Raw genomic sequence first — 16151 nt, forward strand, 5'->3', positions numbered from 1 at the left:
ATACTCTAAAAGGTACAAGTGAATTTACCCTACATAACCGTTAATTGCATCCGCAAACCGGGAAATTATTTACGGCCAAATCCTTGGGTTTTTTAAGCTGGTTTGAGTATATCAAGAATAGCCTGGGCCTGTTCTGCAACTTCACGGCCCAGAGTGGTCAGATAGCCGCCGTCTTTCTGCGAAATAAGCCCTTTATCATATAAACGCTGGGTAGCGTTGATAATTTCCGGGGTCGCTGTCTTATGAACCTTAATGCCCTCTTGAGTGGTCGTCAGGTTGTAACGGACCAGTATGTTAAGCTCCTCTACAATATCTTGGGTATAGGGCATGGCAAATCCTCATGATTATTAAATGAAACGATAGCATAATGCTTTTCGGGAAGAGGCGTTGAATTTTTACAGTTACCATTGCGCGACGGTGCGGCAGGCATTACTCCGGTTTTTGACACGGATAATGACCTTGTTTTTCACAAAGCTGATAGCTTAATTGGGCAGCCCAATATTGATAGGATTGCTCGATATCCTCCCAACTATGGAATGTGTTAGGCAATATTTTATTGCTGCCTGCCCGGCAGTCGGCCGAAGCCATAAGCAATTCGCCGGTGCGTGAGTCGGTTATTTTACCTTCGACACTGGCTTTTCCGATAGCGGATTCCGCGTCGGTAATGGCGAATTGAACGCGCAATGTATCAGAGCCGGGTTTGGTGACTAATTTATGATCCTTTTTCAAGGCTTCGCGGATTCTGTACTCGAACAGTTCCTTTAGCCGGTAATTCTCGGCATGGGGCAATTCATTAAGTTCGGAATCGGGGACTTTACGGATAATGACCGGGGCGACAATAATTTTTTTATAGGTTGTCCAGTCCGTCCCGCTGTTCCAGTAACTTAGCAGGGCATCATTTTGCGAGCCTTTCTTAAGCAAGGAATAGTCGTCAAGGAAATCGGATGTCACTACCGATTCTGCCTGATGGATTTTTGCACACCCCGCATTCAATACGATAAAAATGCTGAGCGCGATACGATTAAAGAAGAACATAAAATACAGTTACCTGGGCTGAGTTTTGGGATTCAGTTTATAAGTGTAATGTATTTTCATTGGTTGAATAGGGCGGCTGGGAACGTTTTGGAGCTGGTGTTTTGATGATAAAAAAACCTGCCTGAATTTCGCCGGGCAGGTTTTCTTTTTGTTGAAAGGGAATATTTTGTTAGCGGCCGCTCATGCCATTGCCGATATAAGCACCTGCGGCTGCGCCCAGACCGGAAGCGACAGGATCTCCCTTGCCCATTTCATAGCCTAAGGCACTGCCTAAGGCACCGCCCACCAGACCTTGTGTGGAGCGTTGATCGACCGGGCGCGAATACTGGGGCGGTGGCGGCGCGGGATAATGCCTTACCTCCTCATGATAATAGTGTTTCTCTATCACCACCGGGCGATGCTTATGTTTGTGTTTATAGTGTCCCAGTGCACGGCCCTTGCCATGGCCTCCGGACGCGTATGTGGGCGAGGAATATACTGCGACAAGCGCAGCCAATTGAATGATAAAAAGCAACTTTTTCATAGGAATCCTTCTCAATTAAGTAATTTAGTTCCGAGCAGGTTTTTAATCAAAACGATTGATAACCATGAGTTTGGATAAATGGTAAGCGGTCAAACCTTAATGACGGCTTAACAGATTCTGCTAAATCGCAAGCTCATGCTTAAGTAGATGAAAATTAAGCACTGATATTAAAGAGCTATATCTTATTGTCGTATTTTTCAAGGACCGCTTCCGCTTCATCAAACCGGAGATAAACCCTGGAAGTATAGTTGCTCTTGTTTATTATTCAATCAGCCCACCCCGGCAATCCATAACGACTGACAGAAGCAATTATCAAGTCTGTTCAAATAAAACGAATAGGGGCAGAAAAGCAAATAATTAATTGCCGTAACAATTTATGTAACGCTTATAATGACAGTGTTTTTTGACTAAATTATTTTAATGGCATAGCAATAAATGGAAAATTTCATTCCCGGCCAGCGCTGGATAAGTAATACCGAGTCAGAACTCGGTTTAGGTCTTATTCTTGAGGTAACAGGCAATCGTGTCACCGTGCTTTTTCTGGCCAGTGACGAGCGGCGTATATATGCGCGTGACAACGCGCCATTAACGCGTGTCCGTTTTTCGCCAGGCGACCAGATTGAATCGATCGACGAGATCAAGCTGAAGGTAATCAGGACGGTTGAGCAAGAGGGCTTGATTACTTATATCGCCCAAAATGAGGCTGGCGGGGAAGTCCATTTGGATGAAGTCGAATTGAATCACCACATTCAATTTAACAAACCTCAGGACCGGTTATTCACCGGGCAAATCGACCCCAGCGCCTGGTTCCAGTTGCGGTTCGAGACCTGGCGCCGTCTACGGCAACATCAGCAATCACCCGTTAAAGGCTTGCTCGGCGGGCGGACTTCATTGATTCCTCATCAGCTATTTATTGCCCAGGAGGCGGCTAACCGCTCCGCGCCCAGAATCATGCTGGCTGACGAAGTGGGCTTAGGCAAAACCATCGAGGCCGGCCTGATCCTGCACCACCGACTGATCAACGGGCTGAGTACCCGTGTCCTGATCATCGTGCCTGAAAGTCTGCTGCATCAATGGCTGGTGGAAATGCTCAGGCGATTCAATCTGCGGTTCAGTATCTTCGATGAGGAACGCTGTCTCGAAACGCACGGCGACAACCCGTTCTCGACCGAGCAGCTGGTGCTGTGCAGCCAGAACTTCTTCGCCGCCTATCCGCGCCGGCAGCAGCAGGCGTTACAGGTATCGTGGGATATGGTCATTGTCGATGAAGCCCATCATCTTGAATGGCGCGAGCAAGCGCCAAGCCCCGACTACCTGTTTGTCGAGAGACTGGCTCAGTCAACGCCCGGCTTGATTCTGTTGACCGCTACGCCGGAGCAGTTAGGCAAGGAGAGCCATTTCGCCCGGTTAAGACTATTGGACCCTGACCGCTTCTACAGTTTTGCCGCGTTCCTGGAAGAAGAGCGGCTTTTTGAACCGGTAGCCGATGCGGCCAAGGTATTACTGGCCGGAAAACCGCTTGATGAAGTTGCGACAGAATCGTTAAGGACACTGCTTAAAAACGACAACGTGGAAGCCTTGCTGCAAAATCTGAACGATGCCGCCAAAGCCCCGGCCGCACGCGATGAGTTGATCAGGATCTTGCTGGATCATCACGGAACCGGCCGCATCCTGTTCAGAAATTCTCGGCAAACGGTGCAGGGTTTCCCTGAACGGGAGCGTTACGGTTATGCGTTAACCGGACAGACCAATACCGAGGATCTGCAACAAGATCCGCGCTATATCTGGCTGGTCGATAAGATCAAGCAACTGGCCGGCCAGAAGGCCCTGCTGATCTGCAAGCACGCGCAAACGGCGATCGACCTGGAGCAGTCACTGAAAAATCGTGCCGGCATCGCGGCGGCGGTTTTCCACGAAGGCATGTCGATTATCGAGCGCGACCGCGCCGCTGCCTATTTTGCCGACCAGGAAAGCGCGGCACGTTTGCTGATCTGCTCCGAAATCGGCAGCGAAGGTCGCAACTTTCAGTTTGTCCATCATCTGATTCTGTTCGATTTGCCAACCAATCCCGACTTGCTGCAACAACGCATCGGGCGGCTTGACCGTATCGGTCAGAAGCATGTGATCCAGATTCATGTGCCTTATCTGGAGAATACCGAGCAGCACCGGTTGTATCGCTGGTATGACGAAGGGCTGAACGCCTTCCGCAGCAATTGTTCGGCCGCCCAGCCGGTCGCCGACCGACTGCACGACGATCTGGCCGCTTTTCTGCAAACCGAAGATCAGGCCGGGATAGACGCTTTTATCGATAAGACGAAGACCCTGACGGCGGAAATCGAAATCGAACTGCATAACGGCCGCGACCAACTGCTGGAATTGAATTCCTGCCGCAAAGAACAGGCCAATGCCATTATCGACCAGCTCAAGTCCTACGAGAACGAAGGCGTGCTCTGGCCCTACATGGAAGATGTGTTTGAGTGTTACGGCGTCGATACCGATTTTCATTCGCCGGACTGCTTCATCCTCAGGCCCAGCGAACATTTGCGGCTCGCCCATTTTCCGGGACTGCTTGAAGACGGCGTCACCGTAACCGTTGACCGGGACTGTGCGCTGGCGCGTGAAGACATGCTGTTCATGACCTGGGAGCACCCGATGGTCACGGGGGCCATGGATATGGTGCTGTCCAGCGAAACCGGCAACGCCGCGGTCAGCGTGGTCAAACACAGCGATCTTAAAGCCGGGCAGTTTCTGCTGGAATGTCTGTTCATTGTCGAGTGCAGCGCCCCTGCCGAATTGCAGATCGGCCGTTTTCTGCCGCCTACGCCTATCAGGGTCCTGATTGACCAAAATATCAAAGACCTGAGCGAAACCGTAGAGCACCGCAGTCTGGTCGAAACAGGAACGACCTTCGACAAGCAGAAAATAGTGGCGTTTATGAACGGCCAGCGCCAGCACCTTGTCAAGATGCTGGACAAAGCCGAGCAAAAAGCCAATGCCGACATGCAGGTGCTGATCGCCGATGCGACCAAGGCCATGCTGGACTCATTGACCAGCGAGATAAAACGCCTGGCCAGACTGAAGAAGGTCAATCCGACTATCAAAGAGGAAGAGATCGAACTGCTGAAGGACAGGGCGATGCTGTTGCATGAAAACATTCAGGTGGCGCAATTGCGGCTCGATGCCGTGCGATTCGTCATCACCAGCTAAGGAATGTGCATGAAATAACTTGAGCATGTGGGGGCGACTTCAGTCGCCCTGCTGATGGCAATCGCCCTGGGCGACTGAAGTCGCCCCCACATATTAAAGCTGATTTATGCGAATGTTTCGTATGAATCAGCTATTCTCCAAAGACTAAGCGAGTATTTATTCATGATTCATATCGGCAAAATCAACAAGCTGAAAGTCGCCAAACAGCTGGGCTATGAGATTTATCTCGATAGCGGAACCACCCGGAAAATCCTGCTGGCCGATAAAAAACTGCCGGCCAATTGCCAGGCGGGCGATACGTTGGACGTGTTCGTCTATGTCGATTCGGAAGGTCATCTGGCCGCGACGACGCAAAAGCCTCTGGCTCAGGTGGATGATGTGGCCTGGCTGAAAGTGGTGTCGGTCAGCTATGTCGGCGTTTTTCTGGACTGGGGACTGCCCAAGAATCTGCTGGTGCCGTTCAGTGAACAGCATCATGAAATGGAGGTCGGCAAGTCTTATCTGGTCAAATTGTTTCTGGATGACAAAGGCCGCATTGCCGCATCGACCAAACTGGACGAATGGCTGGAAGAAGAATCGGACGATTTTAAGGCGGGCCAGAAAGTGTCGCTGATCATCGCCGATAAAACCGATCTGGGCTATAAGGCTGTCGTCAACAACAGCCATTGGGGACTGCTGTATAACAACGAAATATTCCAGCCGCTCAGAAAGGGGCAGAAGCTGGACGGTTACATCAAGCAGATCAGGGACGATAAGAAGATCGATCTGATGCTGCATGAGCCCGGTTACGGCAAAGTCGAATCACTCACCGATAAAATTCTCGCCAGTCTGAAGCAGAATGACGGCTATTTGATGCTGAGCGACAAAAGTCCGCCCGAAGCTATTTATGCGGCGTTCGGCGTCAGCAAGAAAGTGTTCAAGCAGGCCATTGGCGCCTTGTACAAGAAGCAACTTATCCTTATAGAAAAAGACGGAATCAGGCTGGTTTGATCCGTCTTTCAGCGCGCGGTGTTCCCCTGGCAGTCGAAATACGATTACCAGGGGCGAGGCAAGTTCAAATGTTTCGAATTTTCAACACCAATATTGGTCAGATTTTCATAACAATAGCTGATGTTACGCAGTTTGTTGGATTTAGATCAGATTCCAGATGTCAATAACGGCATACTTTATTTCAATCGGGCTCTGGGACTGGGGCGGCTATCGATAAATGCAGACACTGTATAAATGCGGACACTGTGAATCCCCGCCAGCCAACTGAATATGGTGAGACTCAAGGGGCGGCACGCTTGTGCAATATAAGTAATCATGAGGATAAATTTAACGTAACTTTCTGAAAATAACGCACTGATTCAGCACGATATTAAAAACGACAAACAAAAATGGTGGTAGCCATTATGAATGGAAGGTTTTTTAATGCAAACAAGGATCATCGGGGTTGGTTGATAGCACGCCAGTGTATGTTGATATGGGCGCTACTGACACTGGTGCTGGCCGCCGTTTTCTGGGGCATTCATATAACCCATCAAAATTCGACGCGGGCCTTCATGCGCGATGAAGGCCAGCAGAGTATAAAAAGTGCAAGCCAGGCCATTGCCGAAGAATTGGGCATGTTGCACGGCGATATACTGTACTTGAGAGACCAGCCGGTGCTGAATGACTGGCTCAGGCGGGAAACGCCCCAGATCCTGGAACGCCTGGGCGCCGATCTGCTCGCCTTTGTCAAATATCGCCAGCTCTATGATCAGATCCGGTTTCTGGATGAACAGGGGCGGGAAAAAATACGCATCAACTGGAACCAGGGACAGCCGATGATCGTGCCGACGCAGGAATTGCAGGACCGGTCCGAACTCTATTTTGTCGAGCGCACGCTGGCCCTGAACAAGGACGAAATCTACATTTCCTCATTCGATCTCAGTATCGAGCGCGGTCAAATCGATCAGCCGATCAAGCCCGTGATCAGGTTCGGCACGCCGGTGTTCGACCGGCGCGGCCAAAAACGCGGCATCATCCTGTTGAATTATCGGGGACAACGACTGATTGACCGGTTTCGGGCCATTTGCGAACAAAGCATCGGCAGCCTGTGGCTGCTCAATAACCAGGGATATTGGCTGAGCGGTGCCCGCCCTGAAGATGAATGGGGCTTCATGTATCCGGACCGCCAGGACAGAACGTTCGCCAACGAGTACAAAGCCGCCTGGTCATCTATTATCGAGCACCCCGAACGGCAACAATTCATGGCTGACGGCGATTTTTTCAGTTACAGAGCCATTATTCCGAAAAGCATGTTTGGAGAAGACCGCGATGGTGTTATTGCCGGCGATGAACGTTGGTTGTTGGTCGCCCGTGTGTCGTCCGAGATGCTTGCAGAGAGGTCGGTAGCCCAAGCCCGATGGCTTGCATTTTTCGCCTTGGCCTTGCTTCTGGGTGTCGTCAGCTGGTTTATTGCCCATTACCGTGTCAAGCGGCGGCAGGTTGAAGAAGAGAAACGCGCCAGCGAAACCCGCTTCCGTGGACTGGTCGAATCGGCGCCCGATGCCATTGTCATCGTCAATGAAGCAGGACATATCGTACTGGTCAATGCCCAGGCCGAGAAGTGGTTCGGCTATACGCGCGACGAACTGCTCGGGCAGCCGGTCGAACACTTAATGCCCGAGCGTTATCGCGAACAGCACCAGCACTACCGGAAAGACTATACCGCTCATCCTGCTGTCCGCCCGATGGGGAGCGGTCTTGATCTGCATGGCCTGCGTAAGGATGGCAGCGAATTTCCGGTGGAGATCAACCTGAGTCCATTAGAGACCCAGCGGGAAAAACTCATCACCAGCATTATTCGCGATATTACCGAGCGCAAGCGTGCCGAGGAAGAACTCCGCGCCAGCGAAACCCGCTTTCGGGGTTTGCTCGAATCGGCGCCCGATGCCATCGTCATGACCAATCGCGATGGGACGATCGTACTGGTCAATGCCCAGGCCGAGAAGTGGTTCGGCTATACGCGCGATGAACTGCTAGGGCAAAAGGTTGAAATGTTGGTGCCCAAGCGCTTCCGTGAAGATTACCTGCGGTATCGTCAAGCTTATATGGCCAACCCGGTGGTCCGTCCCGTGGGAATCGGCCTCGATCTGTACGGCCTGTGCAAGGACGGCAGCGAATTGCCGGTGGAGATCAACCTGAGCCCGATGGAAATAGAACAGGAACTGTTCGTTATCAGTATTATTCGTGATGTGACGGCGCGCAAACGAGCGGAACAGGCTCAGCGCGAGGCGCAAGCCAAGTATCAAGAGTTGGTTAATAATCTGCCGGTCGGCGTTTATCGCCAGACGCCGGCGGCGAATGGCCGGTTCCTGGAAGTCAATCAGGCCATAGTCGCCATGTTCGAGGCCGAATCGGCCGGACAGTTACAGGCGCATCCGGTCAGTGATTTGTGCCGGGACAAGGACTGCTGGAAAGAGTTTACGGACAAAATCATGCAGCAAGGTTTTGTCGGTAACGAAGAGATAGAACTGGTCACTCTGCAAGGGCGCGAGTTTTATGGGGCCGTTAGCGCCGCCATGAAAAAAGACAGCGCCGGCAATTTTTATTTTGACGGCATCATCGAGGATATCAGCGAACGCAAGGAAATCGAGCAGCGCATCCGGCAATTGAACACGGCCTTGCGCGACCGGGCCATGGTACTGGAATCGGTCAATCACGAACTCGAGGCCTTCAGTTATTCCGTTTCCCATGACCTGCGTGCGCCGTTACGTGCCGTGGATGGTTTCAGTCGTATTTTGCTGGATGAGTATGCCGATCGCCTCGACGACACCGGCCGGGACCGCCTGAGAAGGGTACGTGCCGCCGCCCAGCACATGGCGGCACTGATCGATGACCTGCTCAAGCTGTCACGCATTACCCGCGCTGAGCTGAAACGCGAAAACGTCGATTTGAGCGCGCTTGCCGGCGAGGTGATCGAGGAACTGAGCAAGCAGGAGCCGCACCGCACTGTGCAGTATACGATACAGCCGGATATGACTGCCTGGGGCGATGCCCGGCTGTTGCGCATCGTGCTGGATAACCTGTTGGGCAATGCCTGGAAATTTACCAGCAAGCAAGCCGATGCAAGGATCGAGTTCGGCGTGCAGAGTCAGGATGGCGAGCCGGTTTATTTCGTGCGCGATAATGGCGCCGGCTTCGATATGGCATATGCCGAAAAACTGTTCGGCGCCTTTCAGCGACTGCACGATACCAATGAATTCCCCGGCACGGGTATCGGACTGGCGACCGCGCAACGCATTATTCACAAACACGGCGGACGTATTTGGGCCGAGAGTGAGGTCGAACATGGAGCGGTATTTTATTTTACGCTGGAAGCCCGGGAGGATTTATGAATAAAAAGGTCATTCTTCTAGTAGAAGACAATCCTGATGATGAGGCGCTTACTTTGCATGCCCTCGAGAAGAATAATGTACAACACGACATAGTCGTGGCGCACAATGGCGCTGAAGCGCTGGATTACCTGTTTGGTACGGGGGCTTATGCCGGGCGGGATCCTCATGATTTGCCGCTGGTTGTGCTGCTGGATCTGAAATTGCCCAAGATAGACGGTCTGGAAGTGCTGCGCCGCATTCGGGATGATGAACGTACGCAATTGCTGCCGGTTGTCCTGCTGACTTCCTCGAATGAGGAAGAAGACCGGCTCAAGGGATATATGCTGGGCGCCAACAGTTATGTGCGCAAGCCGGTCGATTTCGACGAATTCGTTCGGGCGGCCGGCCAGCTTGGGTTGTACTGGATACTGCTCAATGAGCCACCACCAGACTGATCGTATGGAAGAGAAAGGTAATGTTATGTTGAAGCGTGTAGATTCCGCACAACCCTTGCGCACACTGATTGTTGAAGATTCCGAAGACGATACGCTGCTGCTGGTGGATCAATTGGAGCTGGAGGGCGGCCGGTCGGTCGATTGGCGACGGGTCGAGACGGAGCCGGCTTTAACCGAGGCCCTGAAACAGCAGTGGGATATCGTATTGTCCGATTATACGATGCCGCATTTTAGCGGTATGCGGGCGCTCGAAGTCGTCAGGCAGCACGACCTCGATCTGCCTTTCATCTTTGTGTCGGGCACGATCGGCGAGAATACGGCCGTACAAGCGATGAAGTCCGGCGCTCAGGACTATGTCATGAAAGATAACCTGACTCGCCTGGTGCCGGCCGTGGAGCGCGAACTTGAAGAAGCGAAGCTGCGGCGCGAACGCCGCCAGGCCGAGGAGATGCTGCGCAAACTGTCCCTGGCCGTGGAGCAGGCGGCCGACAGTGTCATCATTACCGATCCGCGCGGCTGCATCGAATACGTCAATCCGGCGTTCGAACGCCTGACCGGTTATGCGCAAGACGAAGCCGTGGGCGGTAAACCTTCGCTGCTGAAATCCGGCCGGCACGATAAGGCTTTTTATCAGGTGATATGGCAAACAGTGCTCAAGGGCGAGATATTCAGGGGCACCCTGGTCAATCGAAAAAAGAACGGCGAGCTGTTCTATGAGGAGAAAGTCATCACGCCCTTGACGGACGATCAGGGACGTATTACCCACCTGGTTTCCACGGGGCGTGATATCACCGCACGGGTAAAGGCCGAAGAAGCGAGAGCCCAATTGGTCACCATTCTGGAGGCGACTACCGACCTGGTTGCGATTCTCGACCCGGCCGGCTGTCTGCGGTACCTTAATAATGCCGGTTATCGTTTGCTCGGCCTTGACCCGAAGGTGGATATCAGCAAGTTCTGTCTGAAAGAACTGTTTCCCGAACGCATAGCGCACCTGTTACAGAGCGAAGCGCTGCCTATCGCTCACCGTGTCGGCACCTGGTCCGGGGAGACCGCCTTGCGGCGTATGGACGAGATAGAAGTACCGGTCTCTCAAGTACTGCTGGCGCATCATGATGCGTCCGGCAAGGTCGAATACCTGTCCACGATTGCCCGTGATATTTCCGAACGCAAGCGTTTCGAGGCCGAATTGCAGCATCAGGCGACCCATGATCTGCTGACCGGCCTGCCGAACCGGTTTCTGTTGATGGACCGTCTGGCCGCGGAATTGGAACGAGCCCGGTCCAGCGATAAATTCGTGGCCGTGTTATTTCTGGATATAGACAACTTCAAACGGATCAATGACAGCATGGGGCACGCGGTCGGCGATGCCTTGCTCCAGCAAATATCCGATCGGCTGCAGGCCGCGCTGCGTCCTAATGACACCATCGCGCGCCATGGTGGTGACGAGTTTGCGGTGGTGGCCGGCGATCTGCCGCGTTCGGAAAATATATTAGACGTGCTCCGCAAAATTTATGCCGCTTTCGAGCGTCCGATGTCATTGGGCGCCCAGGAAACTTACATCACCTTCTGTACCGGTATCGCTATCTATCCGCATGACGGAATCGATGCCGAAGATTTGTTGCGTAATGCCGGCACGGCCATGTATCAGGCCATTGCGGCGGGCCATAATCAATACCGTTTTTACGCCCCGGATATGAATACCCGCAGCCATGAACTGCTGACCCTGGAAACTGATCTGCGCCTGGCGCTGAAGCGCAACGAGTTTGTGGTTTATTACCAGCCGCAGGTGGAGCTTGGCACCGGCCATATCGTTGCCATGGAAGGATTGATCCGCTGGCGGCATCCGCAACGCGGCCTGGTAGCGCCGGCCGGTTTTGTTGCCATGCTGGAAGAGTCCGGGTTGATCATGCCGGTCGGGGAGTGGGTCCTGAGCCAGGCCTGCGCCGAGTTTAGAGAAATGGGGCTTCACGGCATGCGTATTTCCGTCAACGTATCGGCCTCCCAGTTCAACGACCCGGAGTTGCTGCACACGGTGTGCCGCATCATGAAGGAAGAATGCATCCCGCCGAATGCGCTGGAATTGGAAATGACCGAGAACATCATCATGCAGGACCCGGCGGCCACCATCGAGATCCTGAAGAAACTACGGGCACTGGGGATTCGCATTGCCATCGACGATTTCGGCACGGGCTATTCATCGCTGTCCTATCTCAAGCGTTTTCCGCTGGATGCGCTTAAGATCGATCAGAGTTTCGTGCGCGACCTGACCCTCGATACCAACGATGCGGCCATTGTCGAGGCCAGCATCACGCTGGGTAAAAAACTCGGCCTAGAAGTCATCGCCGAAGGCGTGGAAACCAAAGAGCAATTCGACTTCCTTCGCGCCCATGATTGCGATCTGGTACAGGGGTACTATGTCAGTCGTCCCTTGCGTAATAACGACCTGGTCGACCTGCTGCGGGAGGGCCGGCACTGGTGACGCGCGCAATAGCTTAATCTTCTCTTGAAAAGTCCTCATTTGGAGGGGCCGAGGCGCCGCCTCGGCTTTTTGCCTTAAGTGCCCGTGCCATGTCCGGTCACATAAACCGAACATTCATTCCGCAACTTGAACAGCGCTTCTGACACGGCAATAAAAGGTGTCAGGTCAGTAGCAAACGCTGATCAGATTGAAGCAGAATGAATGTTCAAACCGTCCGTCATCAGCATGCGGCAAGATGAGCGGATGCTCCGCAGGCTGTCGCCAGCCGCTGGCATCCCGTTCGGCTTTGCCGGATCAGTTTTTTACTCAGGCTGTATGACAGGTCGCCGCGCAATGCGTGCACCCGTTAACCTGCCTGAATAATTGAGCGGCTTTTTTCAGGGCGCTGTTGCAATTGCTGATGGCTCCCAGGTATTGAATCGCTTCCTTGCCGGGAAGATGATCGCAATCCGCTTTATGAACCACATGGTCCCCATTGCTTTGAGCATTAACCTCAACGTAAAACTCTGCCATTGTTGATACCTCTCACGGTTTTGTGTTGTCGGAAGGTGGGCTGAAAAAACGCAGCTCACCTGATCGGTCCGGTTTCTGTCGAACTTCGAACATTCAATTTGCAATATGTTGGAAAAATGACAGAAATAAGGCCGATTCCTGGATATTTTCGAGCTCATTTAACAATGAAGCAGAATTTGTACCAGCACAAATCAGCGGTTTAACCCGGATATTTCATGGAACCACAGAGAACACGAAGAACACGAAGAAAATCATGGCATTATCATTTCTCACAGATAACTTCATGAGCTCATTATGAAATATTTGCAAGTAATTGAATTGAAAAGCCTTCGTGTACTTCGTGTCCTTCGTGGTGAAATATTCAGGTTAAAGTAATTAGGCTACGAACGATGCGAGGTAAAACTCAGGTAAAAACTGAAAGTTCAGAATGGCTGTGCGCCCCGTGATTAATCAGGGCTGATGGAAATGTGTGAATTCTTGGAAATGAGTCCGCATTTATGGCATGTCCGTTGTTTACAGGGCTGCCGTTACGGATTCGAGCAGGACTTTTATCTCGCCGTCAGTGATGAACACCAAGCGGCCGCGGCCATCTTCGGAAGTCCTGGCAGGCAATAGTGCTGGCGGGAACAATCGCCCGGCCGAGCCTTGCACGCATACGGGGCGACGGTGTTCAGTGGTGTAAACCACGCCTTTCAGGCGCAGCAACCGGTCGGCATGCCGCATCATCAGGTTCTCCAGCGCGGCCTGCAGGCGCGGCCAGGAAACAGGTTGGTCGAATTGCAGCGTAGTGCTGCCAAAGCGGTGCTCAGGTATAGGCGGATCGGATATTAATCGATAGCGGTGCTGTTTCTGGAAAGTGAGCAAGGTATCAGGATCGATTGCGCCATGCACGGCGTGAAGCTTTGCCGCCGCCGGGGCCAATTGGTCCAGGCGCGCCGTCAGGCTATCGATTTGTCGGTCTTCCGCCAGATCAGTATGGGTAATAATCAATGTATCGGCCCAGACAATCTGGGCCTGGGCTTCGGGATACCGATTCAAGGCATCCTCGCCGGCAGCGGCCGAAACCGTTACGATCAGGCCATCCAGACGATAGCGCGATGCCAGCCATCGCTCCCTTAACAAGGTGTCCAGTATCGGTTCGGGGGTGGCGATGCCGCTGGTCTCGATCAACACGCGGTCGAACGGCTTCTCGGCCTGCGCCTGCCAGGCCATGCGCAGGTTTTTCAGCAGCGGCGTCAATGCTCCGTGTACCTGACAGCACAGGCAGCCGCCTGACAGGACGCTCAACGGCACGTTGTGTTGCCTGAGCAACTGCTGATCGACAGGTGTGGCGCCGAATTCATTGATCACAACGGCCGAGCGCGGGGCATGGTTTAACAGCTGGTTCAATAATGTGGTTTTGCCGCTGCCGAGGAAGCCGCTCAGGACGATGACGGGAATACGGTTGTCTGGTTCAGGGGAAAATGTCATGCGTGATGCCTGTTTTAAAAATCAACCCGCAGACCTACCTCAAAACCTCGGCCCGCTTCCGGGGCGAAGTTGCGCAGGAACGAGACGGAATTGCGTATTTCCTGGTTCAGCAGATTGTTGCCTTTGACGTACAGCATTAAGTCGGTATTTTCGGCCACGCCCAGGCGGTAGTTGGCACTGGTGTTCAGCAGCCAGTAATCGGGCGTTTCGGTTTCGTTCTCGCCGGGCCGGTTTTGCCGTTCGGCGCGGGTCAGGCGGATGTTGGCCTGCCAGTCCATGTCGGACCAGGTCAGCTGCGTGCCGTAGCGCAGCGGCGGCAGGCGCGGGACATCTGTGCCATCGGTAAAGCGGCCGCGCACGTAATCGCCGAACCAGGTACTGTCGAGCTTGCCGTAGCGGGTTTCGAGCAAGGGAAAGGTGAAATTGGCTTCAAAGCCCTGGAACTCGGCGTCGCGCTGCTGTGCTCGGACGACCGGCGTGCAGTCGCCGGCGGGGCATGCGTCGACAAAGGCGTCGGCGTCACGATCGAAGAATGTGCCGTCGTAAATCTGCGCGATATAGTCATTAGCCCAATTGTAGTAAAAGCTGACGTCGGCCTGTATCCAGTTTCTATCGACATGAAAGCCCAGATCGAGGTTATGCGCGGTTTCCTCGCGCAAGTCGGCATTGCCTATTTCATAGTTGCGGGTAGCCAGATGCAAGCCGTTGGCGAACAGTTCCTGCACGCCCGGGGCGCGCTCGGCGCGCGAGAAGGCCAGGCTGACCGATTCCTGGTCGGTGATGTTCCAAAGGGCCGACACCGAGCCGCTGATCGGCGTATGCGTGCGTGCCGTCCGGCTTTCAGGCGAGATCGTCTGGTGTTCGCCGCGCAGGCCGAACTCATAAATCCAGTCGCCGTGGTGGATGTCTTCGACGGCGAAGAAACCGTAGGAGTCTATTTGCGATTTCGGTACGATGGCTTCGGCGCCGGTCGCTGAAAAGGTGCTGTTTTTGGTTTGCATGCCGATGACGCCGTGATCGAAAACAGCCCATGATTTCTGCATCATCTCCAGCCGGCTTTCGAAGGTTTCGTTTTCGTAGCGCGTGCTGGGGCTGTTGTTTTCCAGTTCCACATGCTGATAATCGGTGTAGGCCAGGCGCATGCGCAAACTGTCGGCATGCGCGAAAGGGTCTATCAGTTCGCCTTTGATGTCGTAGCGTGTTTGCCGCATATCGACGCGCACGGCTTCTGGCATCTCGGCTTGATCATCATGACTTTCTTCTTCGTGGACATGATCATGAGCGCCTGGCGGTACGCCGTAATTGTTTTCCAGATGATTGACGGAAAAACCTAGCAAGCCTTTGTCGCCGATTATGGAAAATCCGGCGCTGCCGTTCTTGGCGCGCGCGTTACTGTTAGGCAGGCGTCCGTTGCTGTTGAGTATTTCCTCTTCATGCTCGTCTTCGGTGTGTGTCGCGGCTTCGGCGGATTCGTCGATAGCCAGTCCCGGAATTTGCATCGGGATGCTTTCGCGGAACAGACCGTCCAGATGCCAGGCGAACATGTCCTTGCCGCCTTCCAGTTTAAAGGCGCTGGTTTTGCCCTCGAAAACGGAATTATAGCGCTGTTCGACGGCACCCTGAATCAGGCGCTCGGGAACCTGCTCCGGGATGCGGTTATCGATGACGTTGACGATGCCGCCGATGGCGCCGCTGCCGTACAATAAGGTCGCGGGGCCGCGCAGGACTTCGACTTGGTCGGCAAAGAACGGTTCTATGCTGTTGGCATGATCAGGGCTTAATGACGATGCGTCATTGGTGCCCAGGCTATTTTGCAGAACCTGTACGCGCGGCCCGGACTGGCCGCGAATAACGGGCGTGCCGACGCCCGGCCCGAATGACTGGCTGGTAATACCGGCTTCATCTTTCAAGGTTTCACCAATCGTACTTGCTGCTTTCAGGCGCAGTTCATCATCGTTTAATACCGTTACCGGGCGTGCGGCACTGGAGATCGTTTGCGTCAGTGGGGTGCTGATGACGATTGTTTCCAGCTTCTGGGGTTGTTCGTCATCTGCTTTAGCGGTAACGCTGACCGCTCCAGCCGAGATGAAAAAAAGGGCGATTTTTTTCTTCATTGTTGTTAGTTG

11 protein-coding genes are annotated in these 16151 nt (G+C 53.4%); 5 read left to right on the forward strand and 6 right to left on the reverse strand.

Features of this window, described 5'->3' with window-relative positions:
* Positions 1-92 precede the first annotated feature (92 nt).
* The 3 genes from METMA_RS0117285 to METMA_RS0117295 form a co-directional block, all read right to left on the reverse strand.
* Positions 93-329, reverse strand: coding sequence for a TIGR02647 family protein (locus tag METMA_RS0117285; RefSeq protein WP_020160366.1), 237 nt, complete (start codon positions 327-329; stop codon positions 93-95).
* 100 nt (positions 330-429) lie between these two features.
* Positions 430-1035 carry a DUF3313 domain-containing protein gene (locus METMA_RS0117290; RefSeq protein ID WP_020160367.1) on the reverse strand — a complete coding sequence of 202 codons (606 nt, stop codon included), beginning with the start codon at positions 1033-1035 and terminating at the stop codon, positions 430-432.
* Positions 1036-1204: 169 nt separating this feature from the next.
* A complete protein-coding gene (locus METMA_RS0117295) occupies positions 1205-1558 on the reverse strand; it encodes a hypothetical protein (protein ID WP_020160368.1) in 354 nt (117 codons plus the stop codon).
* Positions 1559-1993: 435 nt separating this feature from the next.
* Here METMA_RS0117295 and rapA point away from each other — a divergent pair, with 435 nt between their 5' ends.
* From rapA to METMA_RS0117320, 5 genes are all read left to right on the forward strand, one after another.
* Complete coding sequence (gene rapA, locus METMA_RS0117300; RefSeq protein ID WP_020160369.1) at positions 1994-4765, forward strand: RNA polymerase-associated protein RapA; 2772 nt, start codon at positions 1994-1996, stop codon at positions 4763-4765.
* 162 nt (positions 4766-4927) lie between these two features.
* Complete coding sequence (locus METMA_RS0117305) at positions 4928-5755, forward strand: CvfB family protein (protein WP_020160370.1); 828 nt, start codon at positions 4928-4930, stop codon at positions 5753-5755.
* Positions 5756-6222: 467 nt separating this feature from the next.
* Positions 6223-9129, forward strand: coding sequence for a PAS domain S-box protein (locus tag METMA_RS0117310; RefSeq protein WP_020160371.1), 2907 nt, complete (start codon positions 6223-6225; stop codon positions 9127-9129).
* Positions 9126-9563, forward strand: coding sequence for a response regulator (locus METMA_RS0117315; protein WP_020160372.1), 438 nt, complete (start codon positions 9126-9128; stop codon positions 9561-9563). The genes METMA_RS0117310 and METMA_RS0117315 overlap by 4 nt, the downstream gene beginning before the upstream one ends.
* 25 nt (positions 9564-9588) lie before the next feature.
* Entirely contained in the window at positions 9589-12042 is a 2454-nt protein-coding gene (locus METMA_RS0117320) for an EAL domain-containing protein (protein WP_027147416.1), read from the forward strand.
* 306 nt (positions 12043-12348) lie between these two features.
* On the opposite strand, the gene METMA_RS0117325 is transcribed toward METMA_RS0117320, so the two are convergent.
* The 3 genes from METMA_RS0117325 to METMA_RS0117335 form a co-directional block, all read right to left on the reverse strand.
* The gene (locus METMA_RS0117325; protein WP_020160374.1) at positions 12349-12555 is read right to left on the reverse strand and encodes a hypothetical protein; all 207 of its coding nucleotides are present in this window, start codon (positions 12553-12555) and stop codon (positions 12349-12351) included.
* 513 nt (positions 12556-13068) lie between these two features.
* Positions 13069-14025: a CobW family GTP-binding protein gene (locus METMA_RS0117330; RefSeq protein ID WP_020160375.1), complete on the reverse strand. Its 957-nt coding sequence runs from the start codon at positions 14023-14025 to the stop codon at positions 13069-13071.
* A 14-nt stretch (positions 14026-14039) separates the two neighbouring features.
* On the reverse strand, positions 14040-16139 hold the full coding sequence (locus METMA_RS0117335) for a TonB-dependent receptor (RefSeq protein ID WP_020160376.1): 2100 nt from the start codon (positions 16137-16139) through the stop codon (positions 14040-14042).
* Positions 16140-16151 lie beyond the last annotated feature (12 nt).

Origin of the sequence: Methylobacter marinus A45 (assembly GCF_000383855.1) — a bacterium.
Taxonomy (GTDB): domain Bacteria; phylum Pseudomonadota; class Gammaproteobacteria; order Methylococcales; family Methylomonadaceae; genus Methylobacter; species Methylobacter marinus.